This window comes from Dehalobacter restrictus DSM 9455, assembly GCF_000512895.1.
GTDB classification, from domain to species: Bacteria; Bacillota; Desulfitobacteriia; order Desulfitobacteriales; family Syntrophobotulaceae; genus Dehalobacter; species Dehalobacter restrictus.
In genome coordinates, this window is record NZ_CP007033.1 from 979608 (window position 1) to 997999 (window position 18392).

Here is an 18392-nt window from a genome sequence, read left to right on the forward strand (position 1 = left end):
CCCCGGATTACGCGCATTGGCTTCGCCAGCCGCCGCTTCGGGCGCACATCAGCAGGTTTGCGCTGGCGGCCAGCATATACAGTCTATTCAGATTCTTGGCAATTCCTCTATAACAAACCTTTTTGAAGCCAAATATGTTCTTAATGATATGAAAGGCGTGCTCCACTTTGGCTCGGACAGACGCTTTCCGAAACTCTATATGGCAATAAAAATCCCGTGCAGGGCCATTGTCCATGCTGCGTTTCTTTCCGGGACGCTCAGCGATACGGTAATCAATTTGTGATTTGTGAGGGTCCTCTGTGATTTCCGGTCGTTTATTTAGTCCCAAATATCCGGCGTCACCGTAGAAAACCTCGTCTTCCGGCCTCATTAGCTTTGACGCTTCGGCTATGTCATGCACATTTGCGCCTGTTGCCGCTATACCATGAATATAACCGGTCCCTGCGTCCACACCGATATGGCATTTCATGCCGAAATACCACTGATTACCCTTCTTTGTTTGGTGCATCTCCGGATCGCGGCTACCGCTTGCGTTCTTCGTTGAGGATGGCGCGCTGATCAGTGTGGCGTCAACAATGGTTCCACCTTTCATGATATGTCCGCACTGTTCCAAACAACGGTTGATCGCCTCAAAGAATGCCTTCCCTAAGCCGCTTTCCTCAATCAAATGACGGAATTTGAGCAGGGTGGTCGCATCCGGCGCCTGCTCATGTATGAAGTCTATTCCCATAAATTTTCGCATGGCGTAACTGTCGTAAATGGCATCCTCTACACCTTCGTCAGAAAGGCTAAACCATATCTGCAGCAGATACATTCTCAGCATTTTTTCAATCCCGAGCGGTGGACGACCGCGCTTACCGTCAAAATAGTGCGGCTGTATAAGCGCCACCCATTCGTCCCAGGGGATGATCTCGTTCATTATTTCAAGAAATTCTTCTCGTTTCGTTTTCTTCCGTCGGTTTGAGTATTCTATATCCGAAAAGGTTTGTTGCCCCATTTTTACCACCTGTTACTGTTTTCTTTAATTTTACCATTTTTTTGTCCGGGGGGCGATTTAATCAGTGTTTCCTTAGAAATACGATGGATGTTGCGGCTACCTGAGCATCATAGTTTCGTCCTTGGTATTCTTTAGCCAGAGCCAAATACGACTTGCATACTTTGAAGAAAACTTCTATGTCCCAGCGTTTGCCGTAAATACGGACAATTTCTTCTTCAGATAGCTCCAAGTCCGTACTCAGGAGGGCCAGCCAGTTTTTCGATCGCCTGTCCTGAACAAAAACAATTTTCACATCGGTTAAGTCTTGAATATTTTTGGTCTCACGTATTTGAACTGTTATTGAACCGATGATCCCTGTTTTAGCATCAGCAATATCACCTGCCAATTTACGAAGTTCCTGAAGGGGCTGCCATTTTCCGTTATAGTGGTAATGAATTTTCTCTGTAATCTTCAACATGCAAATAACATCGCGCTTTTCTTGTTTGACCCTTAAGATCGTCTTAGGATGGGCAAACCAGCTGTCAAAAAGAACGTACTTAGCTGGAATATGAGCAGCACAGTGGAGAAGATTAATCAAAGCATCGGTTGTACTCCCCATCGCCTCGGTTCTTCTTTTGTAAGCAATCGTTCGCTTATCCAAAGGCTTGGCCGGATTCAAGATCTTCTCCGGTTTCTGGGAACTTAAGAGTGAAAAACCAATAGGCAGAAATGTGTTTCCATCGGACCAGCCCAAAGTCAGCATTCGAAAGCCTTTCACAAATTTATGGGTTGTGTGGTCAAAGACCCGAGTCATCAGTTCAACTTTCTTACTTCGACTTCTGCTGTAAAGAGAATCATCAACAATGAGTACCGATTTCCGATCATCACTGGTCAAACCATTAACAAAATCAATGACCTTAGATGCTAGTAACAACAGGAGTTTTGACCAATTATAATGACCGGAGTTTAAGAAGCGATAGGCTGTATTTTTACGGAAAGATAATTCTTCGGGTTTCATTTCAAGTGTTCTAAAGAGATTCTTTCCGGTAAAAACAAGGGTGAAAAGTTCTTTTAAAATAGTCACACACGGAATTCCTGATTCTTTATAAAAATTGCAACGTTTAAGGAGCTTGGAAAATGAATTCTGGATAAAATATTGATCGATTCGTGAGGAAACAGCATTTTCGTTACTCGTCAAATCTGGTATAATACTGGTCATAGGAAACCTCCAAAGTACTGGTATTATTGGGTTTGTGGTTATTCTCATTATACCAGATTTGGTGGTTTCCTTGTTGTATTTAACCATACTTTCAAAGACTTTCAAGGTTTCAACCTACCCGACAGGGTGGGAAAGTTGAGTTAGTAATATAAAAAATACTGCGGCAAGAGCGGTTACAATTTGGCAGCTTACTTTATTGATTTTATTTTCTTTATCTAACGGGAAAATCGAGAAGAAATAAATTAAAGCCACTGCGGTTAGCAAAAAAGTTATGTACTCCAATTCTTTACCTAGAAACAAACCACGGCTGGAAGCTTGAGCCAGAAGTATTGCTAAACCAAGGAAATAATTTAACCAAAATAAAGCGCGGGCCTGTACTAAAGATGGACGTTTCAACCAGGCTATAAATCCCAGGAACCAGAAAATGAACCCAAGTAAGAAATATGGAAGTATAGCTAACATCCTTTGTAAAGCAGGTGGATTTTCTATAGTAATAGTCTGTTCTGTTGTATTTTCTTTAGCAGAAAAACTAATACTGTTAGCTCCTTCGGCCCGCCCCCATTTTCTTAAGATATGATAATTTCCTGCATCCTCCGAATTGATTTTGAAGATCTGATCACCGAACCGGATACCCGATTTATACCCTTCTCCGTTCTGATTGGCAGTAACCACATACCAGTGACCGTCAGAGTTATTAATATCTAAACCAATAAAAGGGCGCTGTGAACAGGAAAAGAAGTAGACTATCCCTATAAAAATAAATATTGCACTGGCTAAATAATAAACTTTTTTTTTATAAATCTTTCCAAATAAAATATTCATATTCACGAAACACTTCCCTTATTATGTATACTACCAGGCATTTCTTTACGGTCGTGCCTGGCAGTATAGTCTATGTTTATATGAAAGACAATTTGATTTAAGCTGAAAGTGATAAGTTTAAATTTTACATCCAACTCTCCATTGGAGATGCAGTGATAAGAGCAGCGCCTCCAGAAACTCTGTAACCGGATAAAACTTTTTGTACAGCAGTGAACTCATTTGACTTAACCTTGTTACCTTGTTGGCTGTTTTGTGCCAACAACATCTTGGGATTTCTAACACAATCATGAACCAAATTAGCAATACTCTCGTAGTTCATCGAGAAAACCCCCTTTTTAAACACAAGTCATCTGCGGTGTTCTTTGTTAAGATAGTTTGACATGGGAAACTTCCAGCTTAACCAATTTTATGTAAATTTCGCCACAAAATGTATATTTCCTCCTAAAACATGTTATATATTTGAAAAAATGGATGAATTGCGAAATGCCTATAGAGAGGCGTTATTTTCTGGCTCCCTAAATAAAAAAGCAAGTTTGGCGGACTTATTTTCAATGTCCTTATTTACAAGTAAAGCTAATGCAGAAAAAGAAAGGTATACAATAACTTTTGTTTGACAGCCAAAGAATCTATACGGTATAATGAACAAAACTCAAAAGTACCTTTTGGGAGAATGAAAATGCTTAACGGTAAGAGAATGCTAGAACAAATCAATAGCTTTACGTTTAGAAGCTTTAGCCAGTGCTATTATTACTTTTATTTTAGCACCGGTTATTTTTGGTTGTTCTACAATCGAATACTTTCTCTCTTCACTAATGAGCATCCGGAAAAATGCCTTGCGGCCTGATCCCGGTCGAGAGGAACCCGAATACGAATTGCGATACCGTTAAAGAAGGCTCATTAGAAATAATGAGCCTTCTGTTTTTATTCAAGCTTGCGTAGTATCATGTAAGTAAGTAGGACAGTTTAGGAGGTAGGGAAAATGATTATTGTAATGAGGCCAAAGACGCCACCAGAGGAGATCACGAAAATGAAACAGAAGATATTGGACCTGGGATGTGAGGTTCATGAGTCTTTAGGCGTGAACTACCATATTCTTGGATTGATCGGGAATACCAGCAGCATTGACCCGGACACGCTGCATGCAAATGATTATGTTGAAAAAGTCATTCATGTTCAGGAGCCTTTTAAAAAGGTTAACCGTTTATTCCACCCGGAAGATACGGTCATCAGTGTCGGGGACAGAAAAATCGGCGGCGACACCTTTGCTGTGATTGCCGGACCATGTTCGGTAGAAAGTGAAACGCAAATCGTCGGCATTGCCGAAGCGGTCAAAAAATCCGGGGCTGCTTTTTTAAGAGGTGGCGCTTTTAAGCCGCGTTCCTCACCGTACAGCTTTCAGGGTTTAAGAGAAGATGGTCTGGAACTTCTGAAAATAGCCAGAACCAAGACAGGACTGCCGATTGTATCGGAGTTAATGTCAACCGAATATCTGGAGAGATTCGTTGAAGACGTGGATATTATTCAGATCGGCGCCCGCAATATGCAGAACTTTGAACTCTTAAAAGAAGTCGGAAAAATCCAAAAACCGGTGATCCTAAAAAGAGGGTTATCCTCGACGATTGAGGAATTATTACTCGCTGCGGAGTATATTCTGGCGCATGGCAACGAGAATGTTATTTTCTGTGAAAGAGGCATCCGTACTTTTGAAAATTACACCCGGAATACGCTTGACCTGACTGCTGTGCCGGTGATCAAGAAACTGAGTCACCTTCCGGTCATTGTTGATCCAAGCCACGCGGCAGGGCTCTGGTGGCTTGTCGAACCGATGGCTAAAGCAGCGATGGTCGTAGGTGCCGACGGTGTCATGATCGAAGTGCACAACGACCCGGCCAATGCCAAATGCGACGGGCAGCAGTCTATTAAACCGGAGAAATTTCAGGCTTTAATGGACTCGCTGAGACAGCTGGCGGTTATACAGAACAAGATTATTTAATTAATGAGATGATCCCTGGAGGTGGATTTCTTGGAAGAACCGGACTTTGGTAGCATGGAAATTACGGTGGTAGGTCTGGGACTTATTGGCGGATCATTCGCCATGGCTTTGAATAAACTAAAACCAAAGAGAATCTGGGCAGTCGATGTTAACAGCAGCGTACTGGAACAGGTAGAAAAAACGGGTGTGATCAGCAAAGGATTCACGGAGGCAAGCATTCCGCTGCAAAGCTCGGATATTGTTGTGATCTGCATCTATCCGGAGCTTGCCGTTCAGTTTGTGAAAGACAATCTGGCCTATTTTAAAAACGGTGCCCTGATTACAGATACGGCAGGACTCAAAGAACAAGTCGTTCAGGAGATTAGTTCAGTCTTAAGGGAAGATTTGAGCTTCGTCGGGGGACATCCGCTGGCTGGCAAAGAATCCAGCGGATTTGCCTATGCTTCTGAAGAGATTTTCCGGGGGGCCAACTATCTGATTACCCCAATCGACGGGACGAAGAATGAAAGCTTGAGACTGGTGGAAAGGTTGATTCTTGGTCTCGGCTGCAGACAGCCAATCCGAATGGAACCGCATAAACATGACGAAATAATTGCGCTGACAAGCCAGCTTCCTCATGTCATTGCGGCCGCCCTGATGAACAGTTCCGGCTCCGAGGATACCGGCAGCTTTGTCGGAGGCAGCTTCCGCGATGCAACACGGGTGGCGAGAATGAATGCCGAGCTCTGGAGTGAACTTTTACTTGAGAATAAAGACAATATTTTAGAACAGATTGACGTGTTCACCGAAAACGTTCGGCTGATCAGGACAGCGATCGCGGAAAAAGACCAGAATTCGCTGAAAGAAATGCTTGAGAATGCCGGCCGGGGCAGAGAAAAGTTTTAAGGAGAGATTTTCTTGACGTGCTTACGCTTGCAACCTTCAACCTTAACAGGGGAGATCAGGATACCTCCTTCTAAAAGCATCAGTCACCGGGCAGTGATATGCGCCGCGCTGGCTGAAGGAATCAGCAGCATTGACAATCTTGTCTTCTCTGAAGATATTTCTGCAACCTTGGACGGGCTGGTGTCTCTGGGTACAACCGTCGGAGAAGTCTCGGTGAACCCTGGTGAACCAGGCGCGCTTTGGCTGGAAGGGAACCCGAAGCTTCAAATCGCGCAGGAAACAATCAACTGCCGGGAATCCGGATCTACGCTGAGATTTCTGATACCGCTGGCCACACTGACAGGAGGCCCGGTGACCTTTACCGGTGCCGGCAAGCTGGTGGAGCGCCCGCTGGACGCATATTATGAGCTGTTCCAACTGCACGGAATCGAATATCAGACCCGGAACGGTTATTTGCCCTTGACGATCAAAGGGAGGTTTTCACCGGGTGAGTATAAACTGAAAGGCAATGTCAGTTCTCAATTTATTACAGGACTTATGTTTTTACTGCCGCTCTTGGACGGAGATTCCAGAATTGTCATTACAACGGAACTGGAATCCCGCGGTTATGTTGACCTGACCATCGATGCGCTGGAAAAGTCGGGAATAACCGTACAAAACAACGCATACCGGGAATTTTTTATTCCAGGAAAGCAGCGGTATAAGGCAATTAATTGCCGCATTGAAGGAGACTACTCCCAGGCCGCGTTCTGGCTGGTGGCAGGGACACTGGGGTCCGGTCTGAAATGTCTAGATATCAACGCTCAATCCTTGCAGGGGGATAGGATGATCCTCGATATTATGTTGGCGATGGGTGCCCGAATTGTTTGGACGGATGATAGTTTGGGAGTCCTGAGCGCCCAGACTGTGGGAACAGTGATCGATGCCGGGCAGTGTCCGGATCTGGTCCCTGTACTTGCAGTCCTGGCTTCTTTAAGCAAAGGAACAACCAGAATCATTAATGCCGGAAGACTCCGGATCAAAGAATCGGACAGACTCAAAGCAACGGCATCAGAGCTGAACAAACTTGGGGCCAGGATTCAGGAGCTGCAGGAAGGGCTCCTCATCGAAGGGGTAGAAACCCTGCATGGCGGAACCGTCGACAGTTGGAACGATCACCGGATCGCGATGGCCATGGCTGTGGCCTCCATCAGGTGTACAGAACCTGTGTTTCTAACCGGAGCCGAAGCCGTAAAAAAATCATATCCGCATTTCTGGCAGGATTTTTGCAAATTGGGAGGTAGAGCTGATGAGTGGAACATGGGGTGAATACCTTAAACTATCGTTGTTTGGGGAATCACACGGAAAATGCATCGGGATCGTACTTGATGGTCTACCGGCGGGACTAAAGCTTGATTTGCCCTTCATCGGCCGGGAACTGGCCAGAAGGGCACCAGGGAAGAATCCGCTTTCAACCCCGCGAAAGGAAAAAGACGAATTTGAAATCCTGAGTGGTTTCTTTAAAGGAACTACGACTGGAGCCCCACTCTGCTGTGTGATCTGGAATAAAGACCAGCACTCCGGGGATTATTCCGAATTGAAAGACACGGTGCGGCCCGGCCATGCGGATTATACCGCGATGGTAAAACACAGAGGCTTCAACGACTACCGGGGCGGAGGGCATTTTTCAGGCAGACTTACAGCGCCGCTGGTATTGGCTGGCGCGATTGCCAAGCAAGTCCTGGAGAAGAAGGGTATTATGATCGGCAGCCATATTTTAAATATTGGCGGTATAAGAGAGGATCATTTTGATAGCCTCCGAATTGATTCAGGGTTGCTTTGGAAACTGACAGAGCAGGAATTCCCGATTCTATCGGAAGAAGCGGGTATTCGGATGAAACAGGAGATTCTCCAGGCCAAAGCTAAAGAGGACTCTGTCGGCGGTGTGATTGAAACTGCCGTAGTCGGTTTGCCCGCCGGTTTGGGGTCACCATTCTTTGACTCAGCTGAAAGTAAAATTGCCCATCTGCTGTTTGCTGTTCCGGCGGTGAAGGGAGTCGAATTCGGTACTGGGTTTGCAATTACGCAGATGAAAGGATCCGAAGCCAATGATCCGTATGCTCTCGCAGATGATAAAGTAGTGACGCTTTCCAATCACAATGGCGGAATTCTTGGAGGGATCACGAATGGAATGCCTTTGCTATTCCGGGCTGCCGTGAAACCGACACCTTCGATTGGCAAAGTGCAGCAGACGGTGAATATGGCCTCCAGGGAAGAGACGCAAATTACGGTTCAGGGGAGACACGACCCTTGCATCGTCCCCCGGGCGGTTCCTGTGGTAGAAAGCGCCGCTGCACTGGCCTTATTGGACTTGATGATAGAAAAGGATGGGGTAACGTGGATGAACTAGAAAATCGGAGACTGCAGGACCTCAGGTCTAAGATAGATGAAATCGATACCGAGCTGCTTCGCCTTTTTGAAGCAAGAATGGAGACCGTCATTGAGGTAGCCGAATATAAGATTTTGAACAGCATCAATATTTTGGATGAATCCAGGGAGAATAAAGTCCTGCAAAAAATTGAGCAGGTCAAAAACAAGGATCTGGCTAAGACAGCAGAAGAATTCCTCAAAGCCGTCATGAGTATTAGCAAAGGTGTTCAGGCCGAACGCTTTTTCAGGCCAGAAACAGGTTCCTGGCAGGTCATTCCGGAAATTGAAGAGGAGTCGAAAATTGAAGAACCGGGAAAATGTGTTTCCGGAAATGTGATCGGGTTTCAAGGAATTCCGGGTTCCTATAGTGAGCAGGCGCTTAAGGAATATTTCGGGGAAGGCAAGAATACCAAGAATTATGTGAACTTTGAAGATGTGTTTCAGGCGTTGGCTGCAGAAGAGATTGATTACGGGGTTCTTCCGCTGGAGAATTCTTTTACCGGCGGTATTGCCGACGTCTACGACCTGCTTTGCCGGTTCGGCTTTTATATCGTTGGTGAAAAATGTATCCAGATCGATCATAACCTGTTGGCGGTTAAAGGAACAAAACTCGAAGATATCAGGGAAGTATGCTCCCATACCCAGGGTTTTCAGCAGTCCAGTAATTTTTTAAGAAAACATCCCGAATGGAGCCAGGCGACCTGCAGCAATACCGCGGTAAGTGCCAAGAAAGTCGCCGATGCAGGTTCGAAAGCCCTGGCATCCATTGCAAGCAGGCGAGCGGCAGAGCTCTATGGTCTGGACATTCTGGCTGAAAAAATCAATAATAACCCGGCGAACTTTACCCGGTTTATCATTATCGGCAGAAAACCTGAGCTTAGAAGTGCGTGTAACAAGATCAGTCTCGTTGTCGCCATTTCCCATGAACCCGGTTCATTGTACAGGGTTCTCAGTCATTTTGCCCGCAATGGGCTGAATATGATGAAGATTGAATCTCGTCCGATGACGGATAAGACCTGGGAATATCTCTTCTATATTGATTTCGAGGGTAATCTGAATAATCGTGTGGTCAAGAAAGCCGTTGAGGGGATCGAGAAAGAAAGCGCTTACTTCCAGATGCTCGGAAACTATCCGTTGGATAAACAAGACAGGTAAAAATAATAAAATAAATAATAAAACTGAATATCAAGTTGTTTCAGGGATCCATTAATTCTTAATTACCCCAGACTAACCCGATAAGTCGATCACCGGAGTAAACTCGATATTCAGTTAATAAAACAGAGAAATCAGATCGGAGGCGAAACGATGATCGTCGGACATGTGAACGAATTGGCAGGGGTCCCTATGCAGGGAGCAGGAATACAGGGTGCCATCAAAAAAGTACTGGTATCTCCCAAAGAAGGCTGGGAGGGCTGGACGATGCGGCTCTTTACGCTTGAACCAGGGGGCTTTACACCCAGACATACGCATGATTGGCCCCATATTAATTATATTGCTTCAGGCGAAGGTACACTGCATTTAGACGGTCATGATTATGCCCTGAAGGAAGGCGCGTATGCCTATGTTCCCGGAGGTGCGCTCCATCAATTTCAGAATGACTCCGGGAAAGAATTTTCATTCCTATGCATTGTACCCGAAGAAGGAGATAAGTAACCTTTATCTTTGCCTTGGATACTATCAATTGAGAATGTCAAGATCGCTTCATTTTTCAATTTGTTTGAATAAAGATTTAGGGGCTGCCAGAATAAGTGGCAGCCTCTTTCAATACGTTCTTTTGGTATGTTTCTTTGTTCAAATAATTGTTACCTTACCCGGACGCCGGGTTCGATGCCCCACGGTCCTCGAAGCCGAACAGTTTGGCAGGAATTGATTCCACCAAAGGTAAAGCCTGCTGATATTAGAAAAAGCTGAGATGTCCCGCTTCTCTTAGGCGCTTCTACCTGTGTAGTAACTCATAACGTTTTGAACAAAATTTCTTGTTTCGGCAGGCATTTTCACAAGATCCTCCAGCCCCTGGACGCCTCTGGCCCGGATTGTTCCTGATCCAGCATTATAGGCAGCCAGAGCCATCTCCGTAGATCCGTAACGGTCGATCAGCTGCCGTAAATAACGCGTTCCACCGTCAACATTCTGTTCAATATTAAAGGGGTCGGTTACGCCCAGCCCTGAGGCTGTTGCCGGCATCATCTGCATGAGCCCGATTGCGCCTGCTGAAGAGACCGCGTTCGGGTTAAAGGATGATTCCTGACGAATGACGGCTGAGATCAAAGATTTTTCCACACCGTATTTTTCCGAAGCTCCCGTAATCGCAGCTTTAATTGAAGCATCAATCGAAGACGCGTCGAAAGAGCTGTCTGTATTATTCGTGTTGTTCATGTTATTCATGTTGTAAGCACTGTAAGCACTGTTGTATATCTGCCCGGATGAGGGCATGTTATTTGTTCCTAGGAAGTCCCCGGTTCTGGTCAGGCTTTCGGTTCCGTCTCCTGTGTTGAGCAGTGAATTCTGCAGATTGATAAGGTTATAGAGATAGAGCATTTGCATCTGGTCAGACGTGTTGGAAGGATCCGTTTGATCCATCTGACTTGACAGATCCGATGTGACATTGCTGTCTTGCTGCATGGTCTCCAACAGCATTTTATAAACCATCTGAAAAGCTTCGGAGTTTTCAGAAGTGCCTTCCAGGGCCTGGACCATATTTTGAAGCTGCAGCTGCAGCAGTTCATTTTGAGCATCAATTTTCATACGATCACCCCGGTAAGCTTGTTTTTAGAAAGATGGAAACGTACTGTTTGTCTTAACTATTATTATGCGATGAACAGACGCTGAAAGCAAGCATGGGATTGTCTTTATTTACCTGCACAATTTCCCGCGGACTTGTTTTATAATAGATGAGTACTTATACAATACAACTGCAGCAGGTGGGATAATAAAGGTGAAACCTCTTTTTGAAAGATCGACAACCCTATTTGAGAAAGTTTTCTTAACTTTGGTTATATTGAGTTTGATAGCATTCTTAGTTGGCTGCAATGTGGATCTGGACATCCTTGTCTATGCGGGATTCGGCGCGTATGTAATCCTTGGCTTCTTTGCTTTTATGCAGCCGAAAAAAATGATGGAAGTACTGAAAAAAGAAAATGAAGATTTTTTAGTCAGAAATCAAAAAAGAATCCCGCTAATTAAAACAGGATTCAGATTTGGTGGATTCACACTGGCCGTTCTTGGGATAGCGCTCGGCTACATTTTCACTGTTTATTATTAGTCTTAGTCTTGCCTGTGGGCCTTGTAGGGATTTCCTTACAATTTTGTACGAAATTAAGATTTGAACCCGGTTTCAAACGCTCTGATCAGGGCGTAAGCTGTATCAGCGCGGGTCATAGGCTGAAGCGGATAAAATTTGTTGTTGTCCGCTTTCAGAATGCCGAGACCCGTGGCGAGTGAAGCGTATCCGCGCTCTTCAACCGGGACATCATCGAAGGAAGTCTGGAACATTGGGTTCAGCGCGGCAATCTTTTCGAGCCCGAGGAAGCGGACGATGATTTGGCTGCACAGTTCTTTGGTAACGATTTGGGACGGGGCCAGGTTATCCTGAATCCATCCTTCTTCTTTAGCTTTTTTTATGACATCGGTATCGGGAAGATTGTTCTCCGAGCCGTTTTTTATTGTGTAAAGAGCCCGCAGGAAGGCACTGGCAGTGATATTTTCGGTCGGCCGGAACTGGCTTCCGTATTCACCGAATAATCCAGCCATCCCCAGCACGGTGATTTCTTTTTCCGCAGTGTTTCCGGCAATATCTGTGAAGATATGAGTCTGAGGCTGATCTTTTAAGGAATTTCCCTGGAAATCCAAAAATGATCCGGTTCTGGCATCTATCAGGCCGGAGGTTTGACTGCTTTCTGAGGAGGGCTGATAGACAAGCCGGACTTCCTTGGCTTCTCCTTGATCGTACAACAGAACATAGGTCAATTGCATAGGTCTAGCCTGGAAGAGTATTTCCTGGACTTTGGCTGGAGACATTGCTTCCGACAATTGCGGGAAATCGAGATTCCACCAATTCAGATAATAAGAAGTGATTTTCTTCGTCTGCAAGTCAACAGTAATGCTGATGTTATTGGAAGGGAACAGAATGCCGTTGACGATCCGTTCATAGTTGAACGTGATGCTGGTGAATTCTGCTGATTTGACGAAATCAGCTGTGTTGTCCGTATTGAGTTTAACCTGCTGAGATTTGGCCGGCTGGATTTTTCTGATAAAATCCAGCGCAATGGTCTGGGCCTGTTCGCTTGTAATCGCATTCAGGCTTCCGTCGGTGTTTGCGGAAGAGGAGTAAACAGAGAAAGAGATTAATTCGCCGCTGGCTGCATTGACCCTGGAATTAATCGTTTGGGCTCCGGACCCGCTTGGGGTTCCCCATTCAAAGGACCATACCTTTCCGCCGCGTAGACTGTAGTCCTGGTAAAGATTGATGCTTTTCAACGTAACGTTCGAAGGGATTTCTACCCACTGCTTGACGGCCTCAATCGCTTTTTCCCTGGTTAAAAGCTTCGCATTTTCGGCGATTTCCTTTTGTTCCTGCGGCGTTAAAGGAACGGATTTGGCTGCGCTTTCAGCCGAGCCAAGTCCACCCAGCGCCCGGTCATTCGTAAACAGCCATTGACCGGAGTTCAGGACCAAGGGTTTTCCGGTGAATGCATCGATTGTTCCACCGTTTTTCAGGGTATAAACCAGCTGGACTTTCTCACTATTTTGTGCTGTGGTCAATGGCTTATAAGCCGGTGCCAGAAAGTATTGCAGTTCCAAAAGTTTAGCGGTATTAAAGTATTCAGTTGCTTGCCCGGCATTGATGATATTATTCACTTCAGGGATCTTAAAATCATTCCAGATGATGTTATAAGCAGTGACCTTGCCGCTCGAAGCACTCACCTGTACACTGACCAGGTTGCCCTGAAACGGGATGCCGTTTTCAAACCGCTGCCAATTGTAGCTGTAAATGGTCTCGCCATAGAGATTGATCGGAACAATCGCCTTATTCTCGAGGAATTTCAATTTGGCATATTTCGTCCCGGTTAATTTTTGGACAGTAGCTTCCGCGACTTGTCTGGCCTGTTCCGGGGTTATCCGCGGAAGTGTATAGGCCTGATTGCCCTGGACAGACTGCCAGGAATATATGGACAGAATTTCTCCGCTGACAGCGTCGACCTGGGCTGAAAAATTACCGCCGGAGCTGCCGGAAGTGTTCCAGTCCAGCGACCAAACCTGACGGGACTGATAATTGCTGAAGCTTGAAGTGAACTCGGTCAGCTCTTTAGAAATTTCAAAATTTTGTTTGACAATCTGCAGGGCTTGTTCCAGGGAGATTTTTGTTTCCGCCGAACCTGTCTGAGGCGTTACGGTATCAGCGCCCAAAAGCGGTACCGGCAGCTGGAAGATCAAAACAAAAACCAGAGGAAGTATTAACCAGCGATGACGTTTCATTTTTCCAACCATCCTTTCACAACATTTTGATCTGTATGCGTTTTCTTGCTAAAATAGACTGTAATAAGGCAGCGATTATGACGCAGCCGAAAGAAAATATTTCCTGTTTTTCCGCAAACTGATTAATCAAAAATTTTAGAGATCACCAATGCCAAGAAACCAATGCCAAGAAAGTGGAAACTAGAAAGGAATCGGATTCAAGGCGGTTGAAATGCTGGAGGCTAAAAAGAAAAGTAAATAACAGATAGCTAATGATTAGCTGTCAAATATGAAAAATTGAGAATAGGAGTAAGAAATGGAACCATATTTGATCTCGACAAAAGAAATCCAGGTAAGTTATGCCGATACCGATATGATGGGCGTAATCTACCACGCCAATTATCTGAAATGGTTTGAACTCGGAAGATGCCAGCTGGTCGAAGATGCCGGATATCATTATCTGGATATGGAAGAAGCCGGGTATTATGCTCCGGTCTATCAAGTCGAAGTAACCTATAAAAAAGCGGTACACTACGGTGATCGTGTGTTCGTGAAAACCTGGGTCGAAGAAAATCAGGGTTTATGGACGGTATACGGCTACAAGGTTGTTAATGACAGCGGTGAAGTCTGCGCCGAAGGACACACGAAACATATTCTGGTCCGGAAAGACAATTTTAAGCCTGTCCAATTCAAAAAAGCATTTCCTGAATGGTTCCGCCGCTACGAAGAAATCAAGAAAAATAGACACAAAACATATTGCTTATTTTTTGTTTGGTATTATCAATTTTGTTCCAATGCGTCGTAACGGAGGTTACCGATTTTTCCATGATCATTGCGCTATAGTAGAGATATCAAAATGACGAAGATCAAGGAAAAGGTGATAAATATGATCAGAAAGATTATAGAAATCGATCAGGAAAAATGCAACGGCTGCGGGTTATGTGTAAACGCCTGTCATGAAGGTGCGCTGCAGCTGATTAATGGCAAAGCCATTTTGGTCAGTGATGCATATTGTGACGGGCTTGGTGACTGCCTGCCGGGATGTCCGACAGGTGCAATTCAGATTATCGAAAGAGAAGCCACAGGCTATAACGAAGAGCTGGTCAAAGCCAAGCTCGCCCAGAAAAAAGAAAAACCGGGTTGCTCTTGCCCGGGCACCATAGCCGCAATGATCAAAAAAACGCCTGCAGGGGAAAAACAGGATTCCGGAGATATCGGGGCTGAACGCCCGTCGGAACTCAGGCAATGGCCGATTCAACTGAATTTGATTAACCCGCAGGCTTCTTACCTGCAAAATGCTGATCTGCTGGTTGCGGCAGACTGTACTGCCTATGCCTATGCTTCTTTCCATGAGAAGTTCATGAAGGACAGAATCACGCTGATCGGCTGTCCCAAACTCGATGACAATGATTATTACACGGAAAAGATCGCGGAGATCATCAGAATCAATCATCCGCAGAGTATCAAGGTGGTCCGAATGGATGTACCATGTTGTTCCGGGATTGTACGGGCTGTAAAAACAGCCATGGTCCAGGCTGGCATTTCGGTGCCGTACAGTGAAGTCATCATCGATTATCGGGGAACGCTATCCTGTTAAATCGAGCTAACGGCAACGAATAAGAAGGTAACGCTTATTCGTTTCTGACAAGTGATTGAAGTGCTAGGGCGTAGATCTCAGTGCACTTGATCAGATGTTCAATCTCCATATATTCATCAGGCTGGTGCTCAACTTTAGGCATCCCGGGAAAAGTCGGACCAAAGGCAACTGCGCGTTTGAAAGCTTTGGAAAAAGTGGTTCCGCCCATTCCCAGAGGTTTTGTTTCAGTGTCTCCGGTAAAATCCTGATAGACCTGTATGAGTCTGCGAATATTGGGATCATCTTCCGGGAAACTCAAAGATTCCAGTGAATCGATGATTGTAAGGTTTCCCTGGAAAACGCTAAAGGCTCTCTCGATTTTGGGTTTGATTATGTCAAGCCGCTCCTTGGCCGGGAAACGAATATCCACCTTCAGGATAATGTTCTTCTCGTCAATCAGGATATACCCGGGGTTAACAGTAAGTTTACCAGTCAGTTGATCTTCAAGACTGAGGCCCAGGGATTCACCATAATATTCCATTGCCATGCTTTGGGCATAGGCTTGGATGAACTCCTTTTGCCCGCCTTCAAGCTCCAGCAGACTTAAAAACATAATGAGCTGGGAAATGGCATTTCGTCCTTCATTGCAGATAAAGGCATGGGCGGATTTTCCCTTGGATATAAGTTTGCAAACAGAAGCATTTTTTTCAAGAGAGATATCATATCCTGTTTGTTCTTGGAATAGCCTGAGTTCCTTTTTGATCTGTATTTTTTGGTCATCATTCAATCTGAGTGTAGCTTCGCAGTAATCAGGAACAATATTAAGGGACTGTCCTCCCCCTTGCATGGTTTCAATCGTAATCCCACTATAGCCGGAGGATTCCAGACTTAATGTTTTCTTGATTTCCAGCCAGACCAGGCCCTTCTCGGCAATTACAACCGGGAATTTCGAATCGGGAACAAAAGAAAAATCAGGTTCTTTAATTTTTTTCAATAATTTGGGCGTTGTATGCCAGATACCCTCTTCATCAATCCCAATAATAATCTGAACCTTACATTCAGAGCTAATTCCTGATCCGGAATCCTTTAAGGCTTTTAAAGCATAGAGGGCTGAGAGCGCCGGCCCTTTGTCATCGATTGCGCCCCGACCATAAATTTTTCCTTCCTGAATCAGACCTCCGAAAGGGGGGGATTTCCAGCCGCTTCCCTCAGGGACAGTATCAAGATGAACAATCATCCCGTAGGTTTTTTCCCCTTCTCCATATTCGATTACTCCACCCAGATTTTCTACGTTATGTGCCGAGAATCCCATGCTATGAGCCAGGGCAAGGTAATATTCCAAGGCTCTTTGGGTACCATCCCGATCGCTAGAGACACTTTTAATCCGAATGCAGTCTTGCACAGACTGAATCAAATCTTCTTTAAAAGAATCTATGGCATCTTTTAACCCCTTCATAAAACCTCCGTATGCTTGCATTATTGTCTGTAGATATTACTAGTATTGTTATTGGAACTTTGAAATATGATTTTTATTCTGAACTTTCGGTTCTGATGGAAAATGTTCCAAGAAAATAATATTTTGGCCAAGGTATATGTTAATAAACAAAAATTATTGCGGCGTATGAAGGAATACGTCGCAATAATTTTTATTATGCAGTTAAACTATACTTTCTAGCTTGGTATATTAATTTTATGAAGCTCTGGCCATTCCAGCCACCATTTGTATTTATCAACAATTTCAGTCCCGTAGCCGAACATATCATCAATGGCTTTCAGCATTGTTGAAGCAGTTTCTCCTTTACTGCCTATCCACAGGCCTGCTTCATGGAACCAGGAGTTTTCTTTGGAATTCCATGGACAGACTTTCATACACCTGCCGCAGTTGACGCCTTCCTCATTACTGCAACGGAATACGGCACATTTTTTGTAGTCGCTGTTCCACCGCAGGTAGCCGTTCATTTCCACTGGCTCTTTATCTGGGCTGATAGCTTTAGAAGGACATTCAACAGCACATTTCATGCAAACCCTGCAAAAATCCAACATTCCAAAATCAATGGGTTTATCGGCAACCAAAGGCAAATCGGTGGTAACCGCAGCACATTTGTTGCGGAATCCCATTCTGGGATGAGCAACACAGTCTCCGGTACGGGTATGTTCACCCAGTCCGGAAGCTATAAGTGCCGGAGGAACGGCAAGACCATAATTGCCAAAATGATGGGCTCTCGCATTATAGCCTATATTTCGAATATATCGCGCCATAATGACGGCAATATTAGCTGTGGCATGATAACAACGCATTGACTGGCTTACAGATATTCCGTCATACCCAGTCGATGCCAAATAGGTTTCCAAATGCTGTTCAACCGCGACAGTAATGACATAGGGGTACTCCGGTTCTGTATTTGGTACTTCTGCGATCGGCGTTTGTGGCGGAAGGATACCGGCAGCTATTACAGTTATGGGAGGCATACACTTCGTGCCGTAATAACCGTATGAAGGCATTTGGCCTATACCAACATCATCTGCCCTGAGATAATAAGCGAGATCTTTGATATGCTGGGACATTTGTTCGGGGTCGGGAATAGGAAGTTTATCTTTTCTCGGCGTGCCCATGACAGTCTCATCTCCACTAATCATCCCAAGAGCCTGCATTATGCCACCCGTTAAAGGACTTCTTTCGCCCTGACTAAGGAGTCCGAATCTCGCCTTATCACCCAGTAGACCTCTGGTAGCAAGCCCGAAACCCGAATTAAATTCTCCCGATTTTTTGATCGGCCCAACAATTTTGCTTGTTCCCAACCACTGATCGTTATTTTCTACAAAGTGAACCGTGGCACCACCATAATGGTTTACAGGGCGTAATTTCGACCATTGTCCTTTGGCAGGTGTATAGCTTAGGTCATGAATAGCCGCGTTTGCCACCTTGGACGGGGCTGCGATTGCCCCCATGACACTCATGGCGGCAGCAGCTGCCCCCGTTTTAAGAAAACCGCGGCGGCTCACTTGATATTGCGGCTTGGTTTCTTTTTCCCCATTTTTTGAAATCTCCGACATCAGT

General features: G+C 45.1%; 18 protein-coding genes. 9 read left to right on the forward strand and 9 right to left on the reverse strand.

Translation table 11 applies throughout. The annotated features are described in order from the left end of the window. Positions 1–7 precede the first annotated feature (7 nt). The 5 genes from DEHRE_RS04655 to DEHRE_RS15475 form a co-directional block, all read right to left on the reverse strand. Positions 8–997 (reverse strand): IS5 family transposase, encoded by a 990-nt coding sequence (locus tag DEHRE_RS04655; RefSeq protein ID WP_019226936.1) that lies wholly within the window; start codon positions 995–997, stop codon positions 8–10. A gap of 61 nt (positions 998–1058) precedes the next feature. Beyond that, positions 1059–2195, reverse strand: coding sequence for an IS4 family transposase (locus DEHRE_RS04660; protein WP_025205356.1), 1137 nt, complete (start codon positions 2193–2195; stop codon positions 1059–1061). 114 nt (positions 2196–2309) lie between these two features. Further along, the gene (locus DEHRE_RS04665; protein ID WP_025205357.1) at positions 2310–3023 is read right to left on the reverse strand and encodes a hypothetical protein; all 714 of its coding nucleotides are present in this window, start codon (positions 3021–3023) and stop codon (positions 2310–2312) included. 118 nt (positions 3024–3141) lie between these two features. Then, complete coding sequence (locus DEHRE_RS04670; protein WP_019226376.1) at positions 3142–3336, reverse strand: hypothetical protein; 195 nt, start codon at positions 3334–3336, stop codon at positions 3142–3144. 378 nt (positions 3337–3714) lie between these two features. After that, the gene (locus DEHRE_RS15475; RefSeq protein WP_282432041.1) at positions 3715–3837 is read right to left on the reverse strand and encodes a hypothetical protein; all 123 of its coding nucleotides are present in this window, start codon (positions 3835–3837) and stop codon (positions 3715–3717) included. A gap of 159 nt (positions 3838–3996) precedes the next feature. Here DEHRE_RS15475 and aroF point away from each other — a divergent pair, with 159 nt between their 5' ends. The 6 genes from aroF (at position 3997) to DEHRE_RS04705 (ending at position 9957) form a co-directional block, all read left to right on the forward strand. Further along, positions 3997–5010 (forward strand): 3-deoxy-7-phosphoheptulonate synthase, encoded by a 1014-nt coding sequence (gene aroF, locus DEHRE_RS04680; RefSeq protein WP_019226378.1) that lies wholly within the window; start codon positions 3997–3999, stop codon positions 5008–5010. A 21-nt stretch (positions 5011–5031) separates the two neighbouring features. Continuing rightward, the gene (locus DEHRE_RS04685; RefSeq protein ID WP_242837038.1) at positions 5032–5895 is read left to right on the forward strand and encodes a prephenate dehydrogenase; all 864 of its coding nucleotides are present in this window, start codon (positions 5032–5034) and stop codon (positions 5893–5895) included. A 12-nt stretch (positions 5896–5907) separates the two neighbouring features. Continuing rightward, entirely contained in the window at positions 5908–7203 is a 1296-nt protein-coding gene (gene aroA / locus DEHRE_RS04690) for a 3-phosphoshikimate 1-carboxyvinyltransferase (RefSeq protein ID WP_019226380.1), read from the forward strand. Next, on the forward strand, positions 7184–8284 hold the full coding sequence (aroC, locus tag DEHRE_RS04695) for a chorismate synthase (RefSeq protein ID WP_019226381.1): 1101 nt from the start codon (positions 7184–7186) through the stop codon (positions 8282–8284). The genes aroA and aroC overlap by 20 nt, the downstream gene beginning before the upstream one ends. Beyond that, positions 8272–9459, forward strand: a complete 1188-nt coding sequence (gene pheA / locus DEHRE_RS04700; protein ID WP_019226382.1) for a prephenate dehydratase — start codon at positions 8272–8274, stop codon at positions 9457–9459. Before aroC ends, pheA begins: the two co-directional genes overlap by 13 nt. Before the next feature lie 150 nt (positions 9460–9609). Then, the gene (locus DEHRE_RS04705) at positions 9610–9957 is read left to right on the forward strand and encodes a cupin domain-containing protein (RefSeq protein WP_019226383.1); all 348 of its coding nucleotides are present in this window, start codon (positions 9610–9612) and stop codon (positions 9955–9957) included. A 273-nt stretch (positions 9958–10230) separates the two neighbouring features. Here the strand turns inward: DEHRE_RS04705 and DEHRE_RS04710 are convergent, their stop codons facing one another. Further along, on the reverse strand, positions 10231–11049 hold the full coding sequence (locus DEHRE_RS04710) for a lytic transglycosylase domain-containing protein (protein WP_019226384.1): 819 nt from the start codon (positions 11047–11049) through the stop codon (positions 10231–10233). Between the two features lie 253 nt (positions 11050–11302). On the opposite strand from DEHRE_RS04710, the gene DEHRE_RS04715 reads away from it, so the two are divergent. Then, positions 11303–11566 (forward strand): hypothetical protein, encoded by a 264-nt coding sequence (locus tag DEHRE_RS04715; RefSeq protein ID WP_242837039.1) that lies wholly within the window; start codon positions 11303–11305, stop codon positions 11564–11566. A 53-nt stretch (positions 11567–11619) separates the two neighbouring features. On the opposite strand, the gene DEHRE_RS04720 is transcribed toward DEHRE_RS04715, so the two are convergent. After that, the gene (locus DEHRE_RS04720) at positions 11620–13779 is read right to left on the reverse strand and encodes a PepSY domain-containing protein (protein WP_019226386.1); all 2160 of its coding nucleotides are present in this window, start codon (positions 13777–13779) and stop codon (positions 11620–11622) included. A gap of 295 nt (positions 13780–14074) precedes the next feature. Here DEHRE_RS04720 and DEHRE_RS04725 point away from each other — a divergent pair, with 295 nt between their 5' ends. After that, positions 14075–14563, forward strand: coding sequence for an acyl-CoA thioesterase (locus DEHRE_RS04725; RefSeq protein ID WP_051408091.1), 489 nt, complete (start codon positions 14075–14077; stop codon positions 14561–14563). An 81-nt stretch (positions 14564–14644) separates the two neighbouring features. Beyond that, complete coding sequence (locus DEHRE_RS04730) at positions 14645–15355, forward strand: ATP-binding protein (RefSeq protein ID WP_025205359.1); 711 nt, start codon at positions 14645–14647, stop codon at positions 15353–15355. Between the two features lie 34 nt (positions 15356–15389). On the opposite strand, the gene DEHRE_RS04735 is transcribed toward DEHRE_RS04730, so the two are convergent. Together DEHRE_RS04735 and DEHRE_RS04740 are read right to left on the reverse strand one after the other, a co-directional pair. Then, positions 15390–16790 (reverse strand): Sapep family Mn(2+)-dependent dipeptidase, encoded by a 1401-nt coding sequence (locus tag DEHRE_RS04735; RefSeq protein WP_019226389.1) that lies wholly within the window; start codon positions 16788–16790, stop codon positions 15390–15392. A 215-nt stretch (positions 16791–17005) separates the two neighbouring features. Next, a complete protein-coding gene (locus tag DEHRE_RS04740) occupies positions 17006–18388 on the reverse strand; it encodes a reductive dehalogenase (protein WP_019226390.1) in 1383 nt (460 codons plus the stop codon). Positions 18389–18392: the final 4 nt, after the last annotated feature.